Annotated in this window: 13 protein-coding genes; 7 read left to right on the plus strand and 6 right to left on the minus strand. The window is 34.4% G+C overall.

Annotation, left to right across the window (positions count from 1 at the left end):
- Window positions 1-7: 7 nt before the first annotated feature.
- A complete protein-coding gene (locus AABM59_RS06830; protein ID WP_338408230.1) occupies window positions 8-823 on the minus strand; it encodes a UDP-2,3-diacylglucosamine diphosphatase in 816 nt (271 codons plus the stop codon).
- A 123-nt stretch (window positions 824-946) separates the two neighbouring features.
- On the opposite strand from AABM59_RS06830, the gene AABM59_RS06835 reads away from it, so the two are divergent.
- Genes AABM59_RS06835 through AABM59_RS06855 form a run of 5 tightly spaced genes read left to right on the plus strand, consistent with a single transcriptional unit; the run spans window position 947 to window position 5,184 of the window.
- Window positions 947-1,621, plus strand: a complete 675-nt coding sequence (locus AABM59_RS06835; RefSeq protein ID WP_338408231.1) for a tetratricopeptide repeat protein — start codon at window positions 947-949, stop codon at window positions 1,619-1,621.
- A gap of 6 nt (window positions 1,622-1,627) precedes the next feature.
- Window positions 1,628-2,983: a Mur ligase family protein gene (locus tag AABM59_RS06840; protein WP_338408232.1), complete on the plus strand. Its 1,356-nt coding sequence runs from the start codon at window positions 1,628-1,630 to the stop codon at window positions 2,981-2,983.
- A 6-nt stretch (window positions 2,984-2,989) separates the two neighbouring features.
- Window positions 2,990-3,682 carry a DNA repair protein RadC gene (gene radC / locus AABM59_RS06845; RefSeq protein WP_338408233.1) on the plus strand — a complete coding sequence of 231 codons (693 nt, stop codon included), beginning with the start codon at window positions 2,990-2,992 and terminating at the stop codon, window positions 3,680-3,682.
- Between the two features lie 3 nt (window positions 3,683-3,685).
- Window positions 3,686-4,381 (plus strand): YjjG family noncanonical pyrimidine nucleotidase, encoded by a 696-nt coding sequence (locus AABM59_RS06850; protein WP_338408234.1) that lies wholly within the window; start codon window positions 3,686-3,688, stop codon window positions 4,379-4,381.
- 2 nt (window positions 4,382-4,383) lie between these two features.
- Entirely contained in the window at window positions 4,384-5,184 is an 801-nt protein-coding gene (locus AABM59_RS06855; RefSeq protein WP_338408235.1) for a hypothetical protein, read from the plus strand.
- 1 nt (window position 5,185) lies between these two features.
- On the opposite strand, the gene AABM59_RS06860 is transcribed toward AABM59_RS06855, so the two are convergent.
- Window positions 5,186-6,463, minus strand: a complete 1,278-nt coding sequence (locus AABM59_RS06860) for a replication-associated recombination protein A (protein ID WP_338408236.1) — start codon at window positions 6,461-6,463, stop codon at window positions 5,186-5,188.
- Between the two features lie 236 nt (window positions 6,464-6,699).
- Here AABM59_RS06860 and AABM59_RS06865 point away from each other — a divergent pair, with 236 nt between their 5' ends.
- Window positions 6,700-7,479 carry a rhomboid family intramembrane serine protease gene (locus AABM59_RS06865; protein ID WP_338408237.1) on the plus strand — a complete coding sequence of 260 codons (780 nt, stop codon included), beginning with the start codon at window positions 6,700-6,702 and terminating at the stop codon, window positions 7,477-7,479.
- Between the two features lie 37 nt (window positions 7,480-7,516).
- Here the strand turns inward: AABM59_RS06865 and rlmB are convergent, their stop codons facing one another.
- The 3 genes from rlmB to AABM59_RS06880 all read right to left on the minus strand — a co-directional run bounded on the left by rlmB (window position 7,517) and on the right by AABM59_RS06880 (window position 12,933).
- Window positions 7,517-8,251 carry a 23S rRNA (guanosine(2251)-2'-O)-methyltransferase RlmB gene (gene rlmB / locus AABM59_RS06870; protein WP_338408238.1) on the minus strand — a complete coding sequence of 245 codons (735 nt, stop codon included), beginning with the start codon at window positions 8,249-8,251 and terminating at the stop codon, window positions 7,517-7,519.
- 70 nt (window positions 8,252-8,321) lie between these two features.
- Window positions 8,322-9,881: a RagB/SusD family nutrient uptake outer membrane protein gene (locus AABM59_RS06875; protein WP_338408239.1), complete on the minus strand. Its 1,560-nt coding sequence runs from the start codon at window positions 9,879-9,881 to the stop codon at window positions 8,322-8,324.
- Window positions 9,882-9,897: 16 nt separating this feature from the next.
- Entirely contained in the window at window positions 9,898-12,933 is a 3,036-nt protein-coding gene (locus AABM59_RS06880) for a TonB-dependent receptor (protein WP_338408240.1), read from the minus strand.
- Between the two features lie 298 nt (window positions 12,934-13,231).
- Between AABM59_RS06880 and AABM59_RS06885 the strand changes: the two genes are divergently transcribed.
- The gene (locus tag AABM59_RS06885; protein ID WP_338408241.1) at window positions 13,232-15,967 is read left to right on the plus strand and encodes a T9SS-dependent M36 family metallopeptidase; all 2,736 of its coding nucleotides are present in this window, start codon (window positions 13,232-13,234) and stop codon (window positions 15,965-15,967) included.
- Window positions 15,968-17,375: 1,408 nt separating this feature from the next.
- Here the strand turns inward: AABM59_RS06885 and AABM59_RS06890 are convergent.
- Window positions 17,376-18,239: a hypothetical protein gene (locus AABM59_RS06890; RefSeq protein ID WP_338408242.1), complete on the minus strand. Its 864-nt coding sequence runs from the start codon at window positions 18,237-18,239 to the stop codon at window positions 17,376-17,378.
- Between the last annotated feature and the right edge of the window lie 3 nt (window positions 18,240-18,242).

Here is an 18,242-nt window from a genome sequence, read left to right on the forward strand (position 1 = left end):
ATTATTTTTAAGATAAAATTTTGTCAACAATGTCATTGATTATTTTGTCCTCTTGGTTTTCGTGCTGTAAATAGTCTGATTTTTTGTATCGGTAAATCGACCATTTTTCTTTTTTGTATTCTAATGCAGTAAGGTTTTCAATCCAATCACCACTATTTAAATACAGGACTTTTCCGTGATCATTCTTTACTTCCTTCATTTGGGGTTTATGTATGTGTCCGCAAACCACGTAGCTGTATTTTTTTTGGATGGCAATTTCTGCGGCTGTAGTTTCAAAATTCGAAACAAATGAAACCGCTTTTTTTACGCTGTCTTTAATCATTTTAGAAAAGCTTCGTTTCTCTTTCCCTAAAAGAACCAAAACCCAATTGATGAAACTATTTAACAATATCAATAGGTCGTAGCCTTTTCCGCCAAGTTTGGCTATTATTTTTGCATAACCTTGTGTCGAAGAATCGAATACGTCACCATGGAAAATCCAGGTTTTTTTGCCGTCTAAATTCAATATTAATTTATCGACCAATTCAAAATTTCCCAGAATAAAATCGGAATATTTTCTCAAAGCTTCATCGTGATTTCCGGTAATGTAAATGACACGAGTTCCTTGATTCGACATTTTTATTATTTGCCTCAAAACATTCATGTGGGCAATAGGAAAATAGTGCTTGCTAAAACTCCACATATCAATTATGTCACCGTTTAAGACTAAAGTTTTAGGCTGGATAGATTTGAGGTATTGAAGTAATTCAGTGGCGTGGCAACCGTAGGTTCCTAAATGCACATCGCTTATTACAACTAAAGGTATTTTTCTTTTTCTTTTCATAATCAGTTTTGACAAAACTAAGTGCTTCATGTTATGGTAATGTTTATTTTGTATTATGATTTAGGTTGTTTTTATCCCTGAATAAATAGGTCAATTCTTTTAAAAATTCTTTATTTTTGGAGAATGAAACGACTTATATTCTTTTTAGTATTATTACCGTCACTAATTTTTTCTCAAACTAATTTTGAAAAAGGGGAGAAATTATTCAGAGACGGAAAATATGAACAAGCCCAGCCGATTCTTGAAAATTATTTAAAAGAAAACCCTTCCAATCTAAAAGCAATCGAATATTTAGGGGACATTGCAGGTCATGATAAATCTTGGGATAAAGCCATTGGGTATTATCGAAAACTAAAACAAATGAAACCTTCAGAAGCCAATTATTATTATAAATACGGTGGTTCTCTTGGGATGAAAGCAAAGGAAGTCAACAAATTCAGGGCGCTTGGAATGATTGGCGAAGTGAAAGAGTCGTTTGAAAAAGCAATAACGCTCAATCCTAAACATATCGAAGCTCATTGGGCATTAGTTATGTTGTACCTGCAAATTCCTTCAATCATTGGTGGAAGCGAATCGAAAGCGCTAAAACATTCAAATGAATTGTATAAGTTGTCGCCTGTTGACGGGTATTTATCCAAAGGACAAATTGAAGAATATTTCAAAAGATATTCCTCTGCAGAAGTACAATATAAAAAAGCAATTGCAGCAGGGAGCACAAAAAAAGGTTCGCAAATGCTGACAAATTTGTACATAAACAAGATGAATCAGCCTGAAAAAGCGGCAAAAATTAAAATATAAACAAACATGAAAACTCATTTTATTGCCATTGGCGGAAGCGCGATGCACAATCTAGCTTTGGCGTTACACAACAAAGGGTACAAAGTTACCGGAAGTGATGATGCTATTTTTGAACCATCAAAAAGCCGATTGGATAAAAAAGGAATTTTGCCTGCAGAATTAGGATGGTTTCCTGAAAAAATCACTCAAGACATCGAAGCTGTAATCTTAGGGATGCACGCCAAATCAGACAATCCCGAATTGTTGAAGGCGCAAGAATTGGGATTGAAAATATATTCCTATCCTGAATTTTTGTACGAACAATCCAAAAACAAAACGCGTGTGGTTGTTGGTGGTTCTCACGGAAAAACCACGATTACTTCGATGATTTTACACGTGATGCATTTTCATAATATCGAAGTTGATTATATGGTGGGTGCACAATTAGAAGGGTTTGAAACAATGGTCCACCTTACCGAAGAGAATGATTTTATTGTACTTGAAGGTGACGAATATCTATCTTCGCCAATAGATAGAAGACCAAAGTTTCATTTGTACCAACCGAATATTGCGCTTATTTCTGGGATAGCTTGGGATCATATCAATGTTTTTCCAACCTATGATTTCTATGTAGAACAATTCGAAATTTTCATTGATAAAATTACGAATGGCGGAATCTTGGTTTATAATGAAGAAGATTCTGAAGTACGTCGCGTTGCCGAAGTAGCTTTGAATCCCATTCGAAAAATTCCTTATACTACGCCAAAATACGAAGTGAAAGACGGTGTTACCTTGCTGGAAACTCCCGAAGGCGCTATGCCTATCGAGGTTTTTGGAGCGCATAACCTGAATAATTTGGCTGGAGCCAAATGGATCTGCCAAAATATGGGCGTTGACGAAGCCGATTTCTTTGAAGCCATTGCCAGTTTCAAAGGGGCCTCCAAACGCTTGGAGAAAATTGCAGAAAGTAAAACTAAAGTTGCCTATAAAGATTTTGCGCATTCACCGAGTAAGGTTGCTGCGACGACAAAAGCTGTAAAAGAACAATATCCAAATCGAACTTTAGTTGCCTGTTTAGAATTACATACCTATAGCAGTTTAAATGCCGAGTTCCTAAAAGAATATGAAGGAGCATTAGAATATGCCGATGTAGCTGTGGTTTTCTATTCTCCGGATGCAGTAAAAATTAAACAACTCGAAGAAGTTACTTATGAACAAATTGCGAGCGCATTCAACCGAAAAGATTTAATTATTTATACCAATCCAAAAGATTTTAAAGACTATCTTTTCAATCTCAATTTTGAAAACTCGGCCTTGTTGTTGATGAGTTCAGGAAATTACGGTGGATTGAATTTTGATGAGGTAAAAGAATTGATGAAATAATAATAAATGGAACAAAATAATTTTCCGATAACGAATTGGCACGAAGACGATAAGCCTCGCGAAAAGTTGATGCTCAAGGGCAAAAGTATTTTGAGCGATGCCGAGTTGATTGCCATTTTGATTGGTTCTGGAAGCCGCAATGAATCGGCGGTGGGATTGAGCAAAAGGATTTTGTCGAGTGTCGACAATAATTTGAATGCCTTGGGAAAATTAACTCTTCAGCAGTTAATGAACTTCAAGGGAATAGGAGAGGCCAAGGCCATTTCGATAATTGCCGCGATGGAATTAGGAAGACGAAGAAGGGGAGAAGAGGCAGTCGAATTGAAAAAAATCACTTCCAGTAAAATGATTTTCGAAATAATGCAGCCCATTATTGGCGAACTGCCACACGAAGAATTTTGGGTTTTGTATTTAAACAATTCGAATAAAGTGCTTTCTAAATCCCAACAGGGAAAAGGAGGGATTACCGGAACTATCGTCGATGTGAGATTGGTTTTTAAAACCGCTCTCGAATTGGGCGCTACTGGACTAATTTTGTGTCACAATCATCCTTCTGGAACTTTGATCCCCAGCGATGCCGACAAGCAAATAACCAAAAAATTAAAAGCAGCGGGACAAAATATGGATATCAATGTGATGGATCATATTATTATTGCCGAAAATGGATATTACAGTTTTAATGATGACGGAATTTTTTAATAAATGAAAGCAACGAATATAAATATAACAGACGTGTTTTTCGATTTGGATCACACCCTTTGGGATTTCGAAAAGAACTCGGCTTTGGCTTTTGAAAACATTTTTAAAACCCAAGATATAGCTGTAGATATGACGAACTTTCTCCAATTTTATGTGCCCATAAACAGGGAGTATTGGGAAAAGTATCGAAAGGATGAAATCACCCAAAAAGAACTGCGTTTTGGAAGATTGAAAGATACTTTTGACTTGATGGAATTCGTAATTGACGATGATACAATCGTATTTTTGTCGGAACAATATCTTGTCCATTTGCCAAAATACAATCATTTATTTGAAGGAACGATTGAAATTTTAGACTATTTAAAACCTAAATACAACTTGCATATTATAACCAATGGTTTTGCAGAAATTCAGGGAAATAAGATGAACAATTCGTATATTTCGCAGTACTTTAAAACCATTACAAATTCTGAAATGGCTGGAGTCAAAAAGCCAAATTCTCTTATTTTTGAATACGCTCTAGATTTGGCCAATGCCAAAAAAGAAAACAGCATTATGATTGGAGATTGTATTGAAGCAGATGTTCAAGGAGCTTTAGATGCGGGATTAGACGCCATATTGTTTACCGAAAGTAATGAACAAGTGTCAGAAAACATTAAACAAATAAACCATTTATTAGAACTTAAAAAATACCTTTAGTCATGAAAAAAAAATTCCTGATATTGTTTCTTCTTATTGCAAGTTACAGTTTTTCGCAATCGGTTAACGATTATAAAGCAGTGATAATTCCAATGAAATATGATTTTCTAAAAACGGATAATCAATATAGACTTCAGACGATAACTAAATTCAATTTAGATAAAGCTGGGTTTCGGGCTTTTTATGCCAATGAAACAATGCCTGCGGAATTCAATGATAGATGCAGCATGTTATATGTTGACGTGATAAAGGAAAATGCCTTCTTGATAACTAAACTTCGTATTGCTTTTAGAGATTGTTATGGTGCAATTATTTTTCAATCTGAAATTGGTAAAAGCAAAGAAAAAGAATGGGGATTAGCCTATTCAGAGGCATTAAATGAAGCTTTTAAATCGGTTTATGACTTAAATTATAAATACAACGGTAATACAAACAAGATAAAATCGCCAGTAGTTACTCCATCAGTTTCCGAGACGGTTCCGATGGCAGTGGTTCCAGTGGCAGCAACAGTTCCTGCAGAGTATGTTCCCGTTGTTGTTAGTGAAAAAGAGGTAAATAAAACGGTAATGGTTGAAAACAAAAGTGCTGATCTGCTTTACGCTCAACCTACATCGTATGGCTATCAGTTGATTGATAAAGAGCCAAAAGTTGTTATGAAAGTATATAAAACTTCTAATTCTGCCAGTTTTATGGCAATAAAAGGAAGTGTTCAGGGGGTTTTGGTTTCTAAAGAAAATCATTGGTTTTTTGAACATTACCAAAATGATCAGTTAATTTCTGAAAAAATTGAGGTTAAATTCTGATTTAATAACCATACTTACTTTTCCAACGATTTTTTAAAAAATCTCTCGTGCTATTCTCTCTAGAATTATTTCCTGGGTTATAAAGAACCGTTTCTTTTATAGCATCAGGTAGAAATTCTTGCTCGGCAAAATTATTGGCAAAATCGTGAGAATATTTATATTCGTCACCATAACCCAATTCCTTCATTAATTTTGTGGGAGCATTTCTTAAATGAATGGGAATCGGCAAATCGCCAGTTTGTTTAACCAATTGCTGTGCGGTTCCAATAGCTAAATAAGATGCATTGCTTTTAGCCGAAGTTGCCAAATAAATGGCACATTGACTCAAAATAATTCTGCTTTCAGGATAGCCAATAGTGGCTACAGCTTGGAATGTGTTGTTTGCCATAATAAAAGCGGTAGGATTTGCATTTCCTATATCTTCGCTGGACAAAATTAGCATGCGTCGGGCAATAAATTTTACGTCCTCTCCCCCTTCTATCATTCTTGCAAGCCAATATACGGCACCATTCGGATCACTGCCCCGGATTGATTTTATGAATGCCGAAACAATATCGTAATGCTGTTCGCCACTTTTGTCATACAATACCGTGTTTTGCTGTACAAGTTCAAAAACACGATCGTTAGTGATTGAAATTTCATCTTCATCCGAAGCGTTTACGACTAATTCAAAAATATTTAACAACTTGCGTCCATCCCCTCCAGAAAGTCGTAATAAGGCTTCAGTTTCGGTTAGGGTAATATTTTTCGTTGCTAAAAAGACATCAGTTTTAAGGGCGCGGTGCAATAAAGTTTCTAAATCTTCTTTGGTAAAAGCATTCAAAACATACACTTGGCATCGTGACAATAAAGCGGGAATCACTTCAAAACTTGGATTTTCGGTTGTGGCGCCAATTAATGTTATCCAACCTTTTTCGACAGCAGCTAATAAAGAATCCTGTTGTGATTTGCTAAAACGATGAATCTCGTCTATAAAAAGAATCGGATTTTTTGTGGTAAAAAGTCCGCCACTTTGCTTAGCTTTTTCAATCACGTCACGAATATCCTTTACTCCCGAATTAATCGCGCTCAAAATATAAAAAGGACGTTTCGATTCTTGTGCAATGATTTGCGCCAAAGTTGTTTTTCCCGTTCCTGGAGGCCCCCAAAAGATCAATGAAGGAATAATTCCTTTCGCAATTTGTTGTGTCAACGATCCGTTTGGCCCTACTAAATGGGACTGACTTATATATTCTTCCAGTTTTTGTGGACGAATGCGCTCTGCTAATGGTGCTTCCATTTATTTTTTAAAATCTGAAATCTAAATTATCTTTTTGTAAAAATACTATTTTTATTTGAAGCTAATCCAGCTTTACACTTTATCTTTTGGGTCGAACCCCGACCCAAAAGGATGCCGTTTCAATCTGGGCTAGGGAATTGTTTATTTCCAATACTTTTTCTAAATATGACAAAATAGCACTAAATTGCTTTTGGTTAAATTTTTGATTTATATAACCGACAACTGATACCCCCTCAATGAACGATAACAATTTCAAATACACCAATTCCGTATTAGCGCTTCCGCTATTCTTTGTTTGGTTTTTATGGTTCGTGTATTGGCTAGAAGTTCGGTCTGGTTACGATTTTGTCCAAAACGGAATTTATCCCAGGACATTTTCGGGCTTGCAAGGAGTGGTTTTCAGTCCATTTATTCATTCTAATATGGATCATTTGTACAACAATTCAATCCCGTTGTTGATTTTGTTGGCTGCCTTACGCTATTTTTATGCTAAACAATCGATGGCAGTTATAGGCTACGGAATTTTACTTTCGGGAGTAATAACTTGGCTAATTGGCAGGGGGAGCTATCACATTGGAGCCAGTAGTTTAATTTACGTTTTGGTTAGTTTTATCTTTTTCAAAGGAATTCAAACCAAGTATTATCGATTGGTTGCTTTATCATTGGCTGTGGTCTTGGTTTATGGCGGCTTAGTTTGGTATGTTTTTCCTAATCCCGATACCATGGGAAGAGATAATCAAATTTCTTGGGAAGGACATTTGTCCGGATTAATTACGGGTTTTGTATTGTCCGTAATCTACAAAACACCCGAATATAAAAAAATTATCAAATACGATTGGGAGCATCCTGATTTCAACCCTCAGGAAGATAAGTTTATGCGGCGTTTTAACGAAGATGGAAATTTTGTGAATATTCCAATAATTGAGATTGAAGAAGATTTACTTAAGTATTATTCCTCTGGATTTCCTGTAAATTATGAGATTGTAGAAAACAAAAAAAAGGAACCAGAACTCTAATTCATTTTCTATATTTATTGAACTCTGAAATCTACAATTAACTTCTCTGCCTCACCACTTCATATAAAAAGGCACCACAAGCTACAGAAACATTGAGCGAACCTATGGTTCCGAACATGGGTAATTTTGCTTTTTCATCGACGATTTTAAGAACCGAAGGATTGATTCCTCTATCCTCGGAACCCATAATTATGGCGACTCCTTCTTTTAAATCAACATCATAGATGTTTTGGTCTGTTTTTTCGGTAGCGGCAACTGTTTTTATTCCGGAACCTTGTAGGTAAAAAATGGCGTCTTTGATATGCTCTACTTTGCAAATAGGCACATTAAATACTGCTCCAGCCGAAGTTTTTACGGTGTCACCATTTACTGGTGCTGAACCCGCTTTTTGAACAATAATTCCATTTACACCAGTACATTCTGCAGTTCTAATAATAGCACCAAAATTACGCGCATCCGATATTTGATCTAATATCAAAAACAAAGGCACTTTCCCGGATTCTACCGTAGCCTCTACTAAATGCTCTAAGTCTAAGAATCCAATAGGTGAAATAGAGGCTACAGCACCTTGATGGTTATTAGGAGTTAATCGATTTAGTTTTTCGACAGGAACATAGGAAAAATTCACGTTGGCACGTTTCATCACTTTCATCAAATCCTTCATTAATTCGCCGGAAATTTCCTTTTGAATGAATACTTTATCGACTTCCTTTCCTGCTTGTATGGCCTCAATAATGGCTCGTATTCCGAATATTAGATGTTCTTTTTCCATGGCGCAAAGATATAAAAAAACCACCTCGTTTGAGGTGGTTTAAATAATATTAGATTATAATGTTAAATGATTAATAACCTGGGTTTTGTACTGCCGCTAGGGTAGGGTTAGCATCTACCTCTACTTGAGGTATTGGCCATAAAAATCTATAATCTGAATAAGGAACAGCAGTTGTTCCTAATGCTCCAGAATAAGGAGTTCCTAGAGTAAAAGAAGCTGCCGATGGAGTTCCGTTAGCTAATTTAGCGGGGATGCCAGAGACACCTCCAATCGTTTCGTGTTGTAAACGGTGAATGTCTCCCCATCTTAAACCTTCCATAACAAATTCGATTCTACGCTCTTTAAGAATGGCATTTACCATTAGCGTTGGAGTGCTTAAAACACCAGATGTGTAAGCTTGAGTACTAGGGCTGGCTAATGATCTATTTCTTACTAAATTTAACTTAGCTAAAGCATTGGTTAAATCTGGAGTAGATTTACGGGCATAAGCTTCAGACATATTTAACAGCACTTCCGCATATCGAATAATTGGAGAGGCATCTGTATAGTTTACATCATCTTTATACTTGTTTGTATATATAACACTTCCACTCTTAAATATTAACTCGCCGTCAGTTCTGCGTTTATCATCTACTAACCACTCAGAATCTCTCCAAATAATTGGACTCATACATACTAATTTACGTCTTTTGTATTGTGATGCTAAAGCAGCATTTACACCAGGGTTATTAGTAGCTGACATTGCCATAGAAAAAATGGATTCTGTATTACTATAACTATTATCAAAAGGTCCGTTAGGGGAAGGTGTTAAGCTAAATCCAGTTAACTTTAATCCTTCAGTAATTACTTTGTCCCAATCTCCCATATTCAAGAATGCCCTAGTTTTCATTGCGATCGCAGCTTCTTTACTGGCCCTTGTAATCGATGATTTAGGTAATAGTTTAGCCTCTGCGTCATTTAAATCTTTGACAATTAAATCATAACAATCTTTAACCGAGTTTCTTCCCTGTAGTGTCCCTATGTCAACATTATCTTGGGTAGTATAAGGAAGTGCTCTGTAAGGAACGCCTTCATGTGTCGCACCAGTTGTAAATTTATATGGTTTTGCAAAATGGATTAATAATTCCATATGTGCAATTGCTCTAAAATACAATGCTTGACCTATATAATCATCTCCTACTGCTGCTGTAATTGTACCATTTGCAACGGCTTTGGTAACTCCATCAATAATGATGTTACTTCTATTGATTAAACGATACGTGTCTAACCACATATAAACATTATTCGCAGTCGTTGTAGAGTAAGTAGCGGTATAGGTTAATTGATAGAATGTAGCTGTATTCACTACATCTTCACCTCTATTGTCCCCTTGTTGAACATGAGCGGCTCCAAAAGGATAACCCCTGCCGGAACCATTATACAATCCTATTGCAGCTGCATTATACATCCCATTCACGCTTAATTCAATTAAGGAAGGAGTCGAAAACGCTGAGGTCTCAGATACACTAGTAAATGGTTCTAGCTCAATAATGTCGTTATTACACGAAGACAGCATAGATCCCATTACTAAAACAAGTACAATTAATACCCTTTTAGGGAAATTTTTGAACGATTTAAATATATTTTTCATGATAAAATTTTATTAATTATAGGCTTAAGTTAACACCCATTGTGAATACACGTTGACGTGGAGTACCATTTAAATCAACCCCGGTAGACTCCATTTCAGGATCTATTCCTTTATAAGCAGTGATCATAAATAAGTTTTGTCCTTGAACAAATATTCTTAATTTATTAATTCCTGTACGATCTAAAATTGATTTAGGTAGTGAATATCCTAAGGATATGTTGTCTAATTTTATATAGTCTGCATCTTCCACAAAACGTGTAGTAGCATTACCAGTTAAATTCACAAAGGTGTTACCTGACGCCCATAATCTTGGTGTCATACCATCTCCTGGTGCAGCAACACTCTGCCAACGACCTAGAATCTCTGTACTGTTATTGGTAAAGTTTAAATTCAACAAATCTCTACGTGTAGAATTATGAATGACGTTACCTCCACTGAAACGAATTAAGGCACTTAAATCAAAGTTTTTATAAGTCATTTTAGTGTTAAATGCTCCAAAATAAGTTGGTAATACATCACCTAAAATAGATTTATCTGAGCTACCAAGAGAAGAAGCTGTTGCTATATCACCGGGATTTGCAGGATCAAATACTTTGTAAGTAGAAGTTGGAATGTTTCCTTGTACTAAAGTTCCATCTGCTTTGTAATAAACAGGATTCCCATTAGCTGGATTTGAGCCATAATATTTATAACCATACAAAGCATACATTGTTTCACCTTCCCTAAGAATTTGATTTTCGTATGTTATATCTTGACCTGCTACTAAAGTTTTAATTTTATTACCGACTAATGATAAATTTGCGTCAATAGACCAATTAAAATTTTCATTATTAATTAAAGTAGCTTCAGCTGTAAATTCATAACCGTGGTTATCTAAACTACCGATGTTTTTAGATACTGAGTTTCCTGGAATCCCTAACGATGGAGGCGTTGGTGCGGCTAAAATTAAGCCGTCTTGATTGTTTAAGAAATAATCAAAACTTAATTTAAATTTACCATTGTAAAAAGATGCGTCAAATCCAATGTCATATTTGGTACTTGTTTCCCATTTTAATTGGTCATTACCCATTTGAGAGTAAGCAATACCATTGATGTCAGCATATTTTGCATTACTGTACAATCCTAAATATGGATAATTTCCGATAGAAGTATTACCTACCTCAGCGTAAGACGCTCTTAATTTGAAATCAGAAACAACATTTTGTAATGATTCCATAAATGACTCTTTAGACACTGTCCATCCTACAGAAGCTCCTGGGAACATTCCCCATTTATTAGCTTTTGGCAAAGAAGAAATTCCATCATAACGCATAGACCCTTGTATAAAATATTTTCCTTTATAATTATAGTTTAAACGTCCTGCGTATGAAATAAATCCATTTTCATTAACGGAACCGCCAGAAGATTGTGTTCCATAAGATCCCGAAATTAAATTTTGATTAAAAAACTCATTGGCTAAACCGGAACCTCCACCATAGAAAGAGCTTATTTTTTGTTTTTGATATTCATTAACTAATACTACGGCTATATTATGATCATTTGCCAAGGTTTTATTAAATGATAATATATTTTGCCAGTTCCAACGAGTGGCATCTAAGTAATTATTACCTACACGTCCTTGAGAACCTCTTCCATCTCCGTGTACTGGGTTATAATAATAAAAACCATCTGTTAGGCCTTGATCTACACTTGCTTGTGTTTTAAATTTCAAAGAGGGTAAAATGGTTATATCAGCAAACATACTAGCAATAGTTCTGTTAACATTAGATTTAAACACATTGTTATCAAGAACATACATAATATTAGGTAAATTATCACCAATTGTAGTATTGTTGTCCCAACGCCCCACAACTGAAGGATCTATTAAATCAATATTATATCCCGTTGGATGAGTTACATCATAAATTGGTACGTTTGGATGTTGACGAGTCGCGTTAAAAATATTTCCAGACAGTGAATTTCCCCCTGTATTTAAGCCGTCATATTGTGTTTTAGAGATAGAAATATTTGCACCTAAAGTTAACCAATCTTTCACTTTTTGATCAACATTAGCTCTAATAGAATAACGAGTCATGTCATTTGGAAGCGTCACCCCTTCTTGGCTAGAATATCCTAAAGAAAAATAATAATTTGCTTTATCGGTTGAACCAGACATTGATAAGGAATGATCTTGTTGCAAAGCATTGTCTCTTAAAACTGCTTTTTGCCAATCCGTATTTAATGTTACACTTCCCGCTGCCCAATCAGCTTGACCTCTATTGGATCTTTTCTCATTAGAAATAGTAGTAAAATCAGGAGTTTTAAGCAAGTCAAATAAACCTACGGGAGAAGCAACCCCAACGTAGTTGTTGTAATTAACTGTAAATCTACCACCCTTTCCTTTTTTGGTTGTAATTAAAACCACACCATTAGCTGCTCTAGAACCGTAAATTGCTGTTGCAGAACCGTCTTTTAAAATTTCAATAGATTCAATGTCAGATGGATTAATGTCTCCTAATGAGTTTGTAGAAGCATAACCACCCAAGTCTCCTGTGAATATAGGTATACCATCTACTACAATTAAAGGATACGTTCCTGAAGAAATAGAGCCAATACCTCTGATGCGAATACGGGGAGCTTCTCCTAAAACGCCATTTTGAGTTGTAATTTGAACTCCAGCAGCTCTACCTGCTAATTGAGACTCAAAACTTGGAGTAGCTAAGGTAGCAATTTCACTTCCTTTCACTTTGGAAATAGATCCTGTAACCTCGCTCTTTTTTTGTGAACCATAACCAACCACTATTACCTCTTCTAGTGTTTTTGTACTTTCTTGCATTACGAGGTCTACATTGTTTGAAGTGCCTACGGTTTTTTCGCTGGTTTTCATACCAACAGAACTGAATTGTAAAACAGCTCCTGTCGAGGCCTTAATGGAATAATTCCCATTAAAATCAGTTTGTGTTCCAGATTGAGTTCCTTTTAACAATACACTCACGCCTGGTAAAGGCAATCCTGCATTGTCAGAAACAACACCCGAAACAGTTCTTTCTTGCGCAAAAGTAATTTGCGTCACAAGTACTACTAAGAGTACTAAGAATCCATTTAACTTTAGTTTCATTTTTTTTTAAGATTTTAAATTAGTGCAACAAAAATCACAATAATTTGTTAAATCACCAAACATTTTTTACTTTATTTATGAATAGCGTGATATATTATGTTTTATAAACATAATTACTTTAAAAAATAAATCATACAATTTATTTTTTGTTACTAGACACGCTAACTTATTTTATAAATAATTGCTCTATTCGTTTTATATATGACTATTGAATAGAAATAATAATTTAAGTTTGTATTTAAAATAATAAATCATGAAAAGAAGCGCACTGTTATTTATCCTCTTCATTTCCTTTACTGGGTTTTCCCAAACGAGTAAGCTTAAGATCCAGTCAAGGCTTAATAATGACATGAAAACATATGGATTATCAAACAAGGATGTTACTGATTGGGTAATTAAAAGCGAAGCCACTTCTGAAGGTACTAAAATCACTAATTATTATATAAATCAACGATATAAAGGGATTGAAATTTTCAATAGTCAATCTAACATCTCAATGAAAGATGGAAATATCATAGGTTTTAGCAATAATTTTAAAAAAAATATTGACAAAAAAATAAATGCAATTGTGCCCAGATTATCTGTTTTACAAGCTATAGCAAGCGCCTATTATCATTTAGGAATAAAAGATCTGGCTACTTTTTCAATAGTTAAAACTAGTGACGAAAAAGCTTTTAAACTAAGTAATGGGATTCAGGAAGACTTAATTAGTGCTAAATTAGTTTATCAATCTACAGTAGATAATAAATTAAAACTAGCTTGGGCATTTCAGTTTTATTCTCCTGATGGGAAGCACCTTTGGGACTTAAGAATAGATGCACTAAACGGACTAATATTAGAAAAGCAAGACTTAGTTGTAAGTTGCAATTTTGGAAAACCAAGCCCAAATTATTACCCGCCAAACTATCCTTTTAATTTTAATAATAATGTGATTTCAAGCAATGCTAATTCTCTAGTACAGGTTAATGCGGGTTCCTATAGAGTAATCCCTTATAATTATGAAAGTCCTAATCACAGTCCATTTCAATTAATAGCCTCGCCAAGTGATGCACTCGCATCTCCTAATGGCTGGCACGATACCAATGCTATAGGGGGAACTAATCCTTCTCTAAAACATACATATACAAGAGGCAATAACGTTTTGGTCCAGGAAGATGCTAATGGGAATAATGGTACTGGTAACTATCCCGATGGAGGCGCTTCTTTGATTTTTGATTTTCTATATCCTGGTCCGACATCTTTACCTACAGCGTATACTTCTGCAGCATCCACCAATTTATTTTATATGGTAAACATTTTACACGATGTTTGGTACCAATATGGTTTTGATGAGGCCTCCGGAAATTTCCAACAAAATAATTATGGTAAAGACGGTCCTAAACCCACATCTGGAGATTTTGTTTACGCTGACTCACAAGATGGCTATTCACAAGCTAATGCTACTTTAAATAATGCTAATTTTGCTACACCAGGTGATGGAACTAGTCCAAGGCTTCAAATGTATTTATGGACAGCTGGAGCTCCTCCTGCTGAATATATTTTTGTAAATTCTCCAGAATCTCTTTCCGGCCCTAGAGCGGCAACAACGAATGTCTTTGAAGGGACCGATCGAGTTCCTGTACCGGCCTCTCCTAATGGCATTTCTTCTGATTTAGTTTTATACAAAAACAAACCAATCTCTCCAGGATATAATTCAGCTTGTCAGTCCCCAATTAATGCGCCAGCCTTAGCTGGTAAAATTGCATTAATAAAAAGAGGAGGATGTAGTTTTAATTTAAAAGTAAAAAATGCTCAGGATGCTGGAGCAATTGCGGTTATTATGATGGATAGTATTCCTAACAATCCAACTAGACTTTCCATGAGTTCCAGTGAGATATTGGGAATAACAATTCCAGCAGTTTTTATAACCAAAGAAATTGGAGATTCTTTTATTTTAGAATTGGCTAATGGAGTAGTTAATGTGAAATTAGAAGTGCCAACAAATTTATATTTGTATGCTGATGGAGATTTTGATAATGGCATTATTGCACATGAATATGCTCACGGTATTTCTAATAGATTGACAGGTGGTAAAACAAACACAAGCTGTTTAACTTCTCCTGAGCAAATGGGAGAAGGATGGTCAGATTGGGTCACTTTAATGATGCAATTAAAAACTGGAGATTCTGGGAATACCGCTAAAGGAATTGGGACTTACGCTATTAATGAAGCAACAACTGGCGGAGGTATTAGGAATTACTCTTATTCTACAGATATGGCAATTAACCCGTTAACCTTTGCGGATACAAATGGGAGAACTTTTATTGACCCAGAAGATAATATAGAAAAGGTTTCACCTCATAACACTGGTGAAATTTGGGCAGCTACATTATGGGATTTAACATGGTCTTATATAGGTAAATATGGTTTTAGTTCAAATATTTATTCAGGAACAGGTGGAAATAATAAGGTGATGCGACTTGTTTTAGATGCCATGAAAATACAACCCTGTAATCCTTCCTATATTGAAGCAAGAGATGCTATAATCGCAGCGGATCAAGCAACAACAGGTGGACAAGACTATTGCATGATTTGGAAAGTTTTTGCTCGAAGAGGATTAGGAGTTAAAGCTTCTTCGGGGGATAATAGTGGAGACAGAACTAATATAGCAGCTATTAATGATCAAGTTGAAGATTTTACAGAACCTAGTCCTTTAGTAAGTTGTACTTTGAAGGTAGATCAATTTATTAATGATGACTTAATTAGGGTATATCCTAATCCAGCTCCTAAAGGAATACTAAACATCCATTTCAATAAAGTTGTTGAAAAAATTAATATTCAAGTTGTTGATCTAAACGGAAGACTAGTTTTTGATTCTATAAACGAAAATTATGAGACTAGAATCTCAGGGGATAAAATAATTAATCTTAGTTTTTTGCAAAAAGGGATGTACATACTTAGAATTAATAATGAAACCATTAATTATACAGAAAAAATATTTATTAAGTAATTTTTGTAATTTTTAAAATATCCCACTACTAATAATAGTATTAATTCACTACTTTAAAAAAGCTTTTGCATTAATATTTTTCTATTTTTTTATTATATTTTATAAGGGACAAATTTTAATAAAAAAACGCTGTCTAATAAACCAGACTGCTTTTATTTAGGACATAATAACCCATTTTTAACTTTTTAACTAAAATTCCCTCTAGTTTCTCGTCCGTCTTCTAGTTTTATGGTGTACTAATAGTCGTTTGTAGGCATAGAGAATGTGTTAAAAGTTCCGTTCCACCCTTAGATGATGGAATTAATAGTTTCAGTAATTCCTCATACTTGTTGTATATAAAAATTAATATGTTTAAATATGCATTAGAATTACCACCTTTTAAATTCTAATAATCGTTTATTCCATGATTGTTTGGAGTAAAGAATTTTGGAGCATCAAGAATAGTAATTTATTTATCCACAGCTATCAATATTTTTTATAATCAATTCATGAATTCCAGTTAGAAATAACAAAACAAGGTGAGTTTTGAAATGGTAAAGAGGATTTATTTTTATGTTTTATTATAAATCAATAATTTTTGTATTCATCAGATCAACTGTTATTTGATTTTCAGGTTTCAAATCTTTGATAAAAATGTTGTTTGTTTTTGCTAATGAGGATAAGATAACAATACTTTTATGATTGATGTACATTCGTTTTATTTTTAATAATGTCTGTATATTCGTCTTTATTATTTAAAGTTATGTTTGTAGTAGTTTCATTTGTTGATCTTAAATAAGTAAAATCACCAGAAATAGATGGTGGTATTATTCCTGAATCTAATAGTATAGTCAGAGTAGTATACCCTTCACAAAGTTTCTTGTTTTCAATTGGAATTGTATTTAGAGTCAGTTCTGTAACCCAAAATTTTTTTCAGGTACCATAACACCCCTCGCTATTTTTGCCCTGAATAAAGAGCGCTTTTAATTTAAAAAACAGTATTCTTTTAATACATTTTACCTAAAGCAGCGTCGTTTTTATTGGGATAAAAATACAAAATAATATCTGACGGTAAACCTAATTCGGTTTCGATATATGCCTTCTTTTGATCTAAATTAAACAATGTCGTTCCAGCACCTAGGTCACACTTGTTATAGATTTTTTTTGTTTTTCTATAAGCATATAGCTTGTTGCTATGTTTTTTTACAAGTGTATTTAGCTCATAAAATAAATGACCAGTTATTTTTTTTGAAGGAAAAATTTACTAATTGTTTTTCTTAAATTTATAGTTTCTATAACCACCCTAATACCAATTATTTTTGAAACTTCATTTTCCATAGTGAAAATATAGTTTGATAGTTATGTTTTTAATAAAAAAAGGATTGCCTTTTAAAGACAACCCTTTTTTTTAATTTAATAAGTTAATGAACTATAAAGCAGTTATTGTAAAGCTAGAGCCACTTTTAACAACTTTTAGCATTCTATAAGAATCATATCCACCACCCCAAGCTCTCCATATATCATTGGTATACATACTTTTGTCAGTGCCTTTAAACGTCCCATTAATTTTTTGAATACTACCATTTGTATTAAGGATAACAAAATGATAATTAAAATCTAATCCTTCATCCCAATCCATAACATTCACGTAATAGGTTCCGTCAGGATCCGCTGTCCAAATAGAATCATCATGTTCTGGGTTACCAGATCCAGCACCGCCATCACCCCATTCGCCCCAAGTAGCACTCCAAGTAACCATATCAAAATCTTTCTTATTATAAGGAGCATCCCAAGAGAAATAAATATTTAATTTTTCTGGGTCAAAGAAGTCAGATATAGTTATTTTTACCGAACCTGAGTTACCAACAATACCTATCATAGATTCTATAGATACTAGTTTAAATGTTGCTGATTTAGAACCATCTACAAAATCTGAAATACCTGTAACAGTTGTAGAGCCACTAGTTTCAAAGGCAGGAATTACAATTCTACCACCTACTTCACCATAATCTGGAGCAGAGTTTTCTGCAAAAGTATAATCTGTCCCTTCAACAGCATTTCCACTTTCTTGTATTAGTGTAAATACTTGGGCGTTTGAAGATATCTTATCAGTTGTTAATGTAATTGTACTATTAGTTTCTCCCATTACTGATACATCAGTAGTGGAAACATTAACTACCGGTTTTTCACTTCTAGCCATTATTACCTCATCTGTTGTATCACAAGAAACAAAAAATAGTGTAATTAGCAGGAATGAAATTCCTAATTTTAGTATTTTATTTATTTTATTCATTTT

The sequence above is a fragment of the uncultured Flavobacterium sp. genome, assembly GCF_963925185.1.
Classification (GTDB): Bacteria; Bacteroidota; Bacteroidia; order Flavobacteriales; family Flavobacteriaceae; genus Flavobacterium.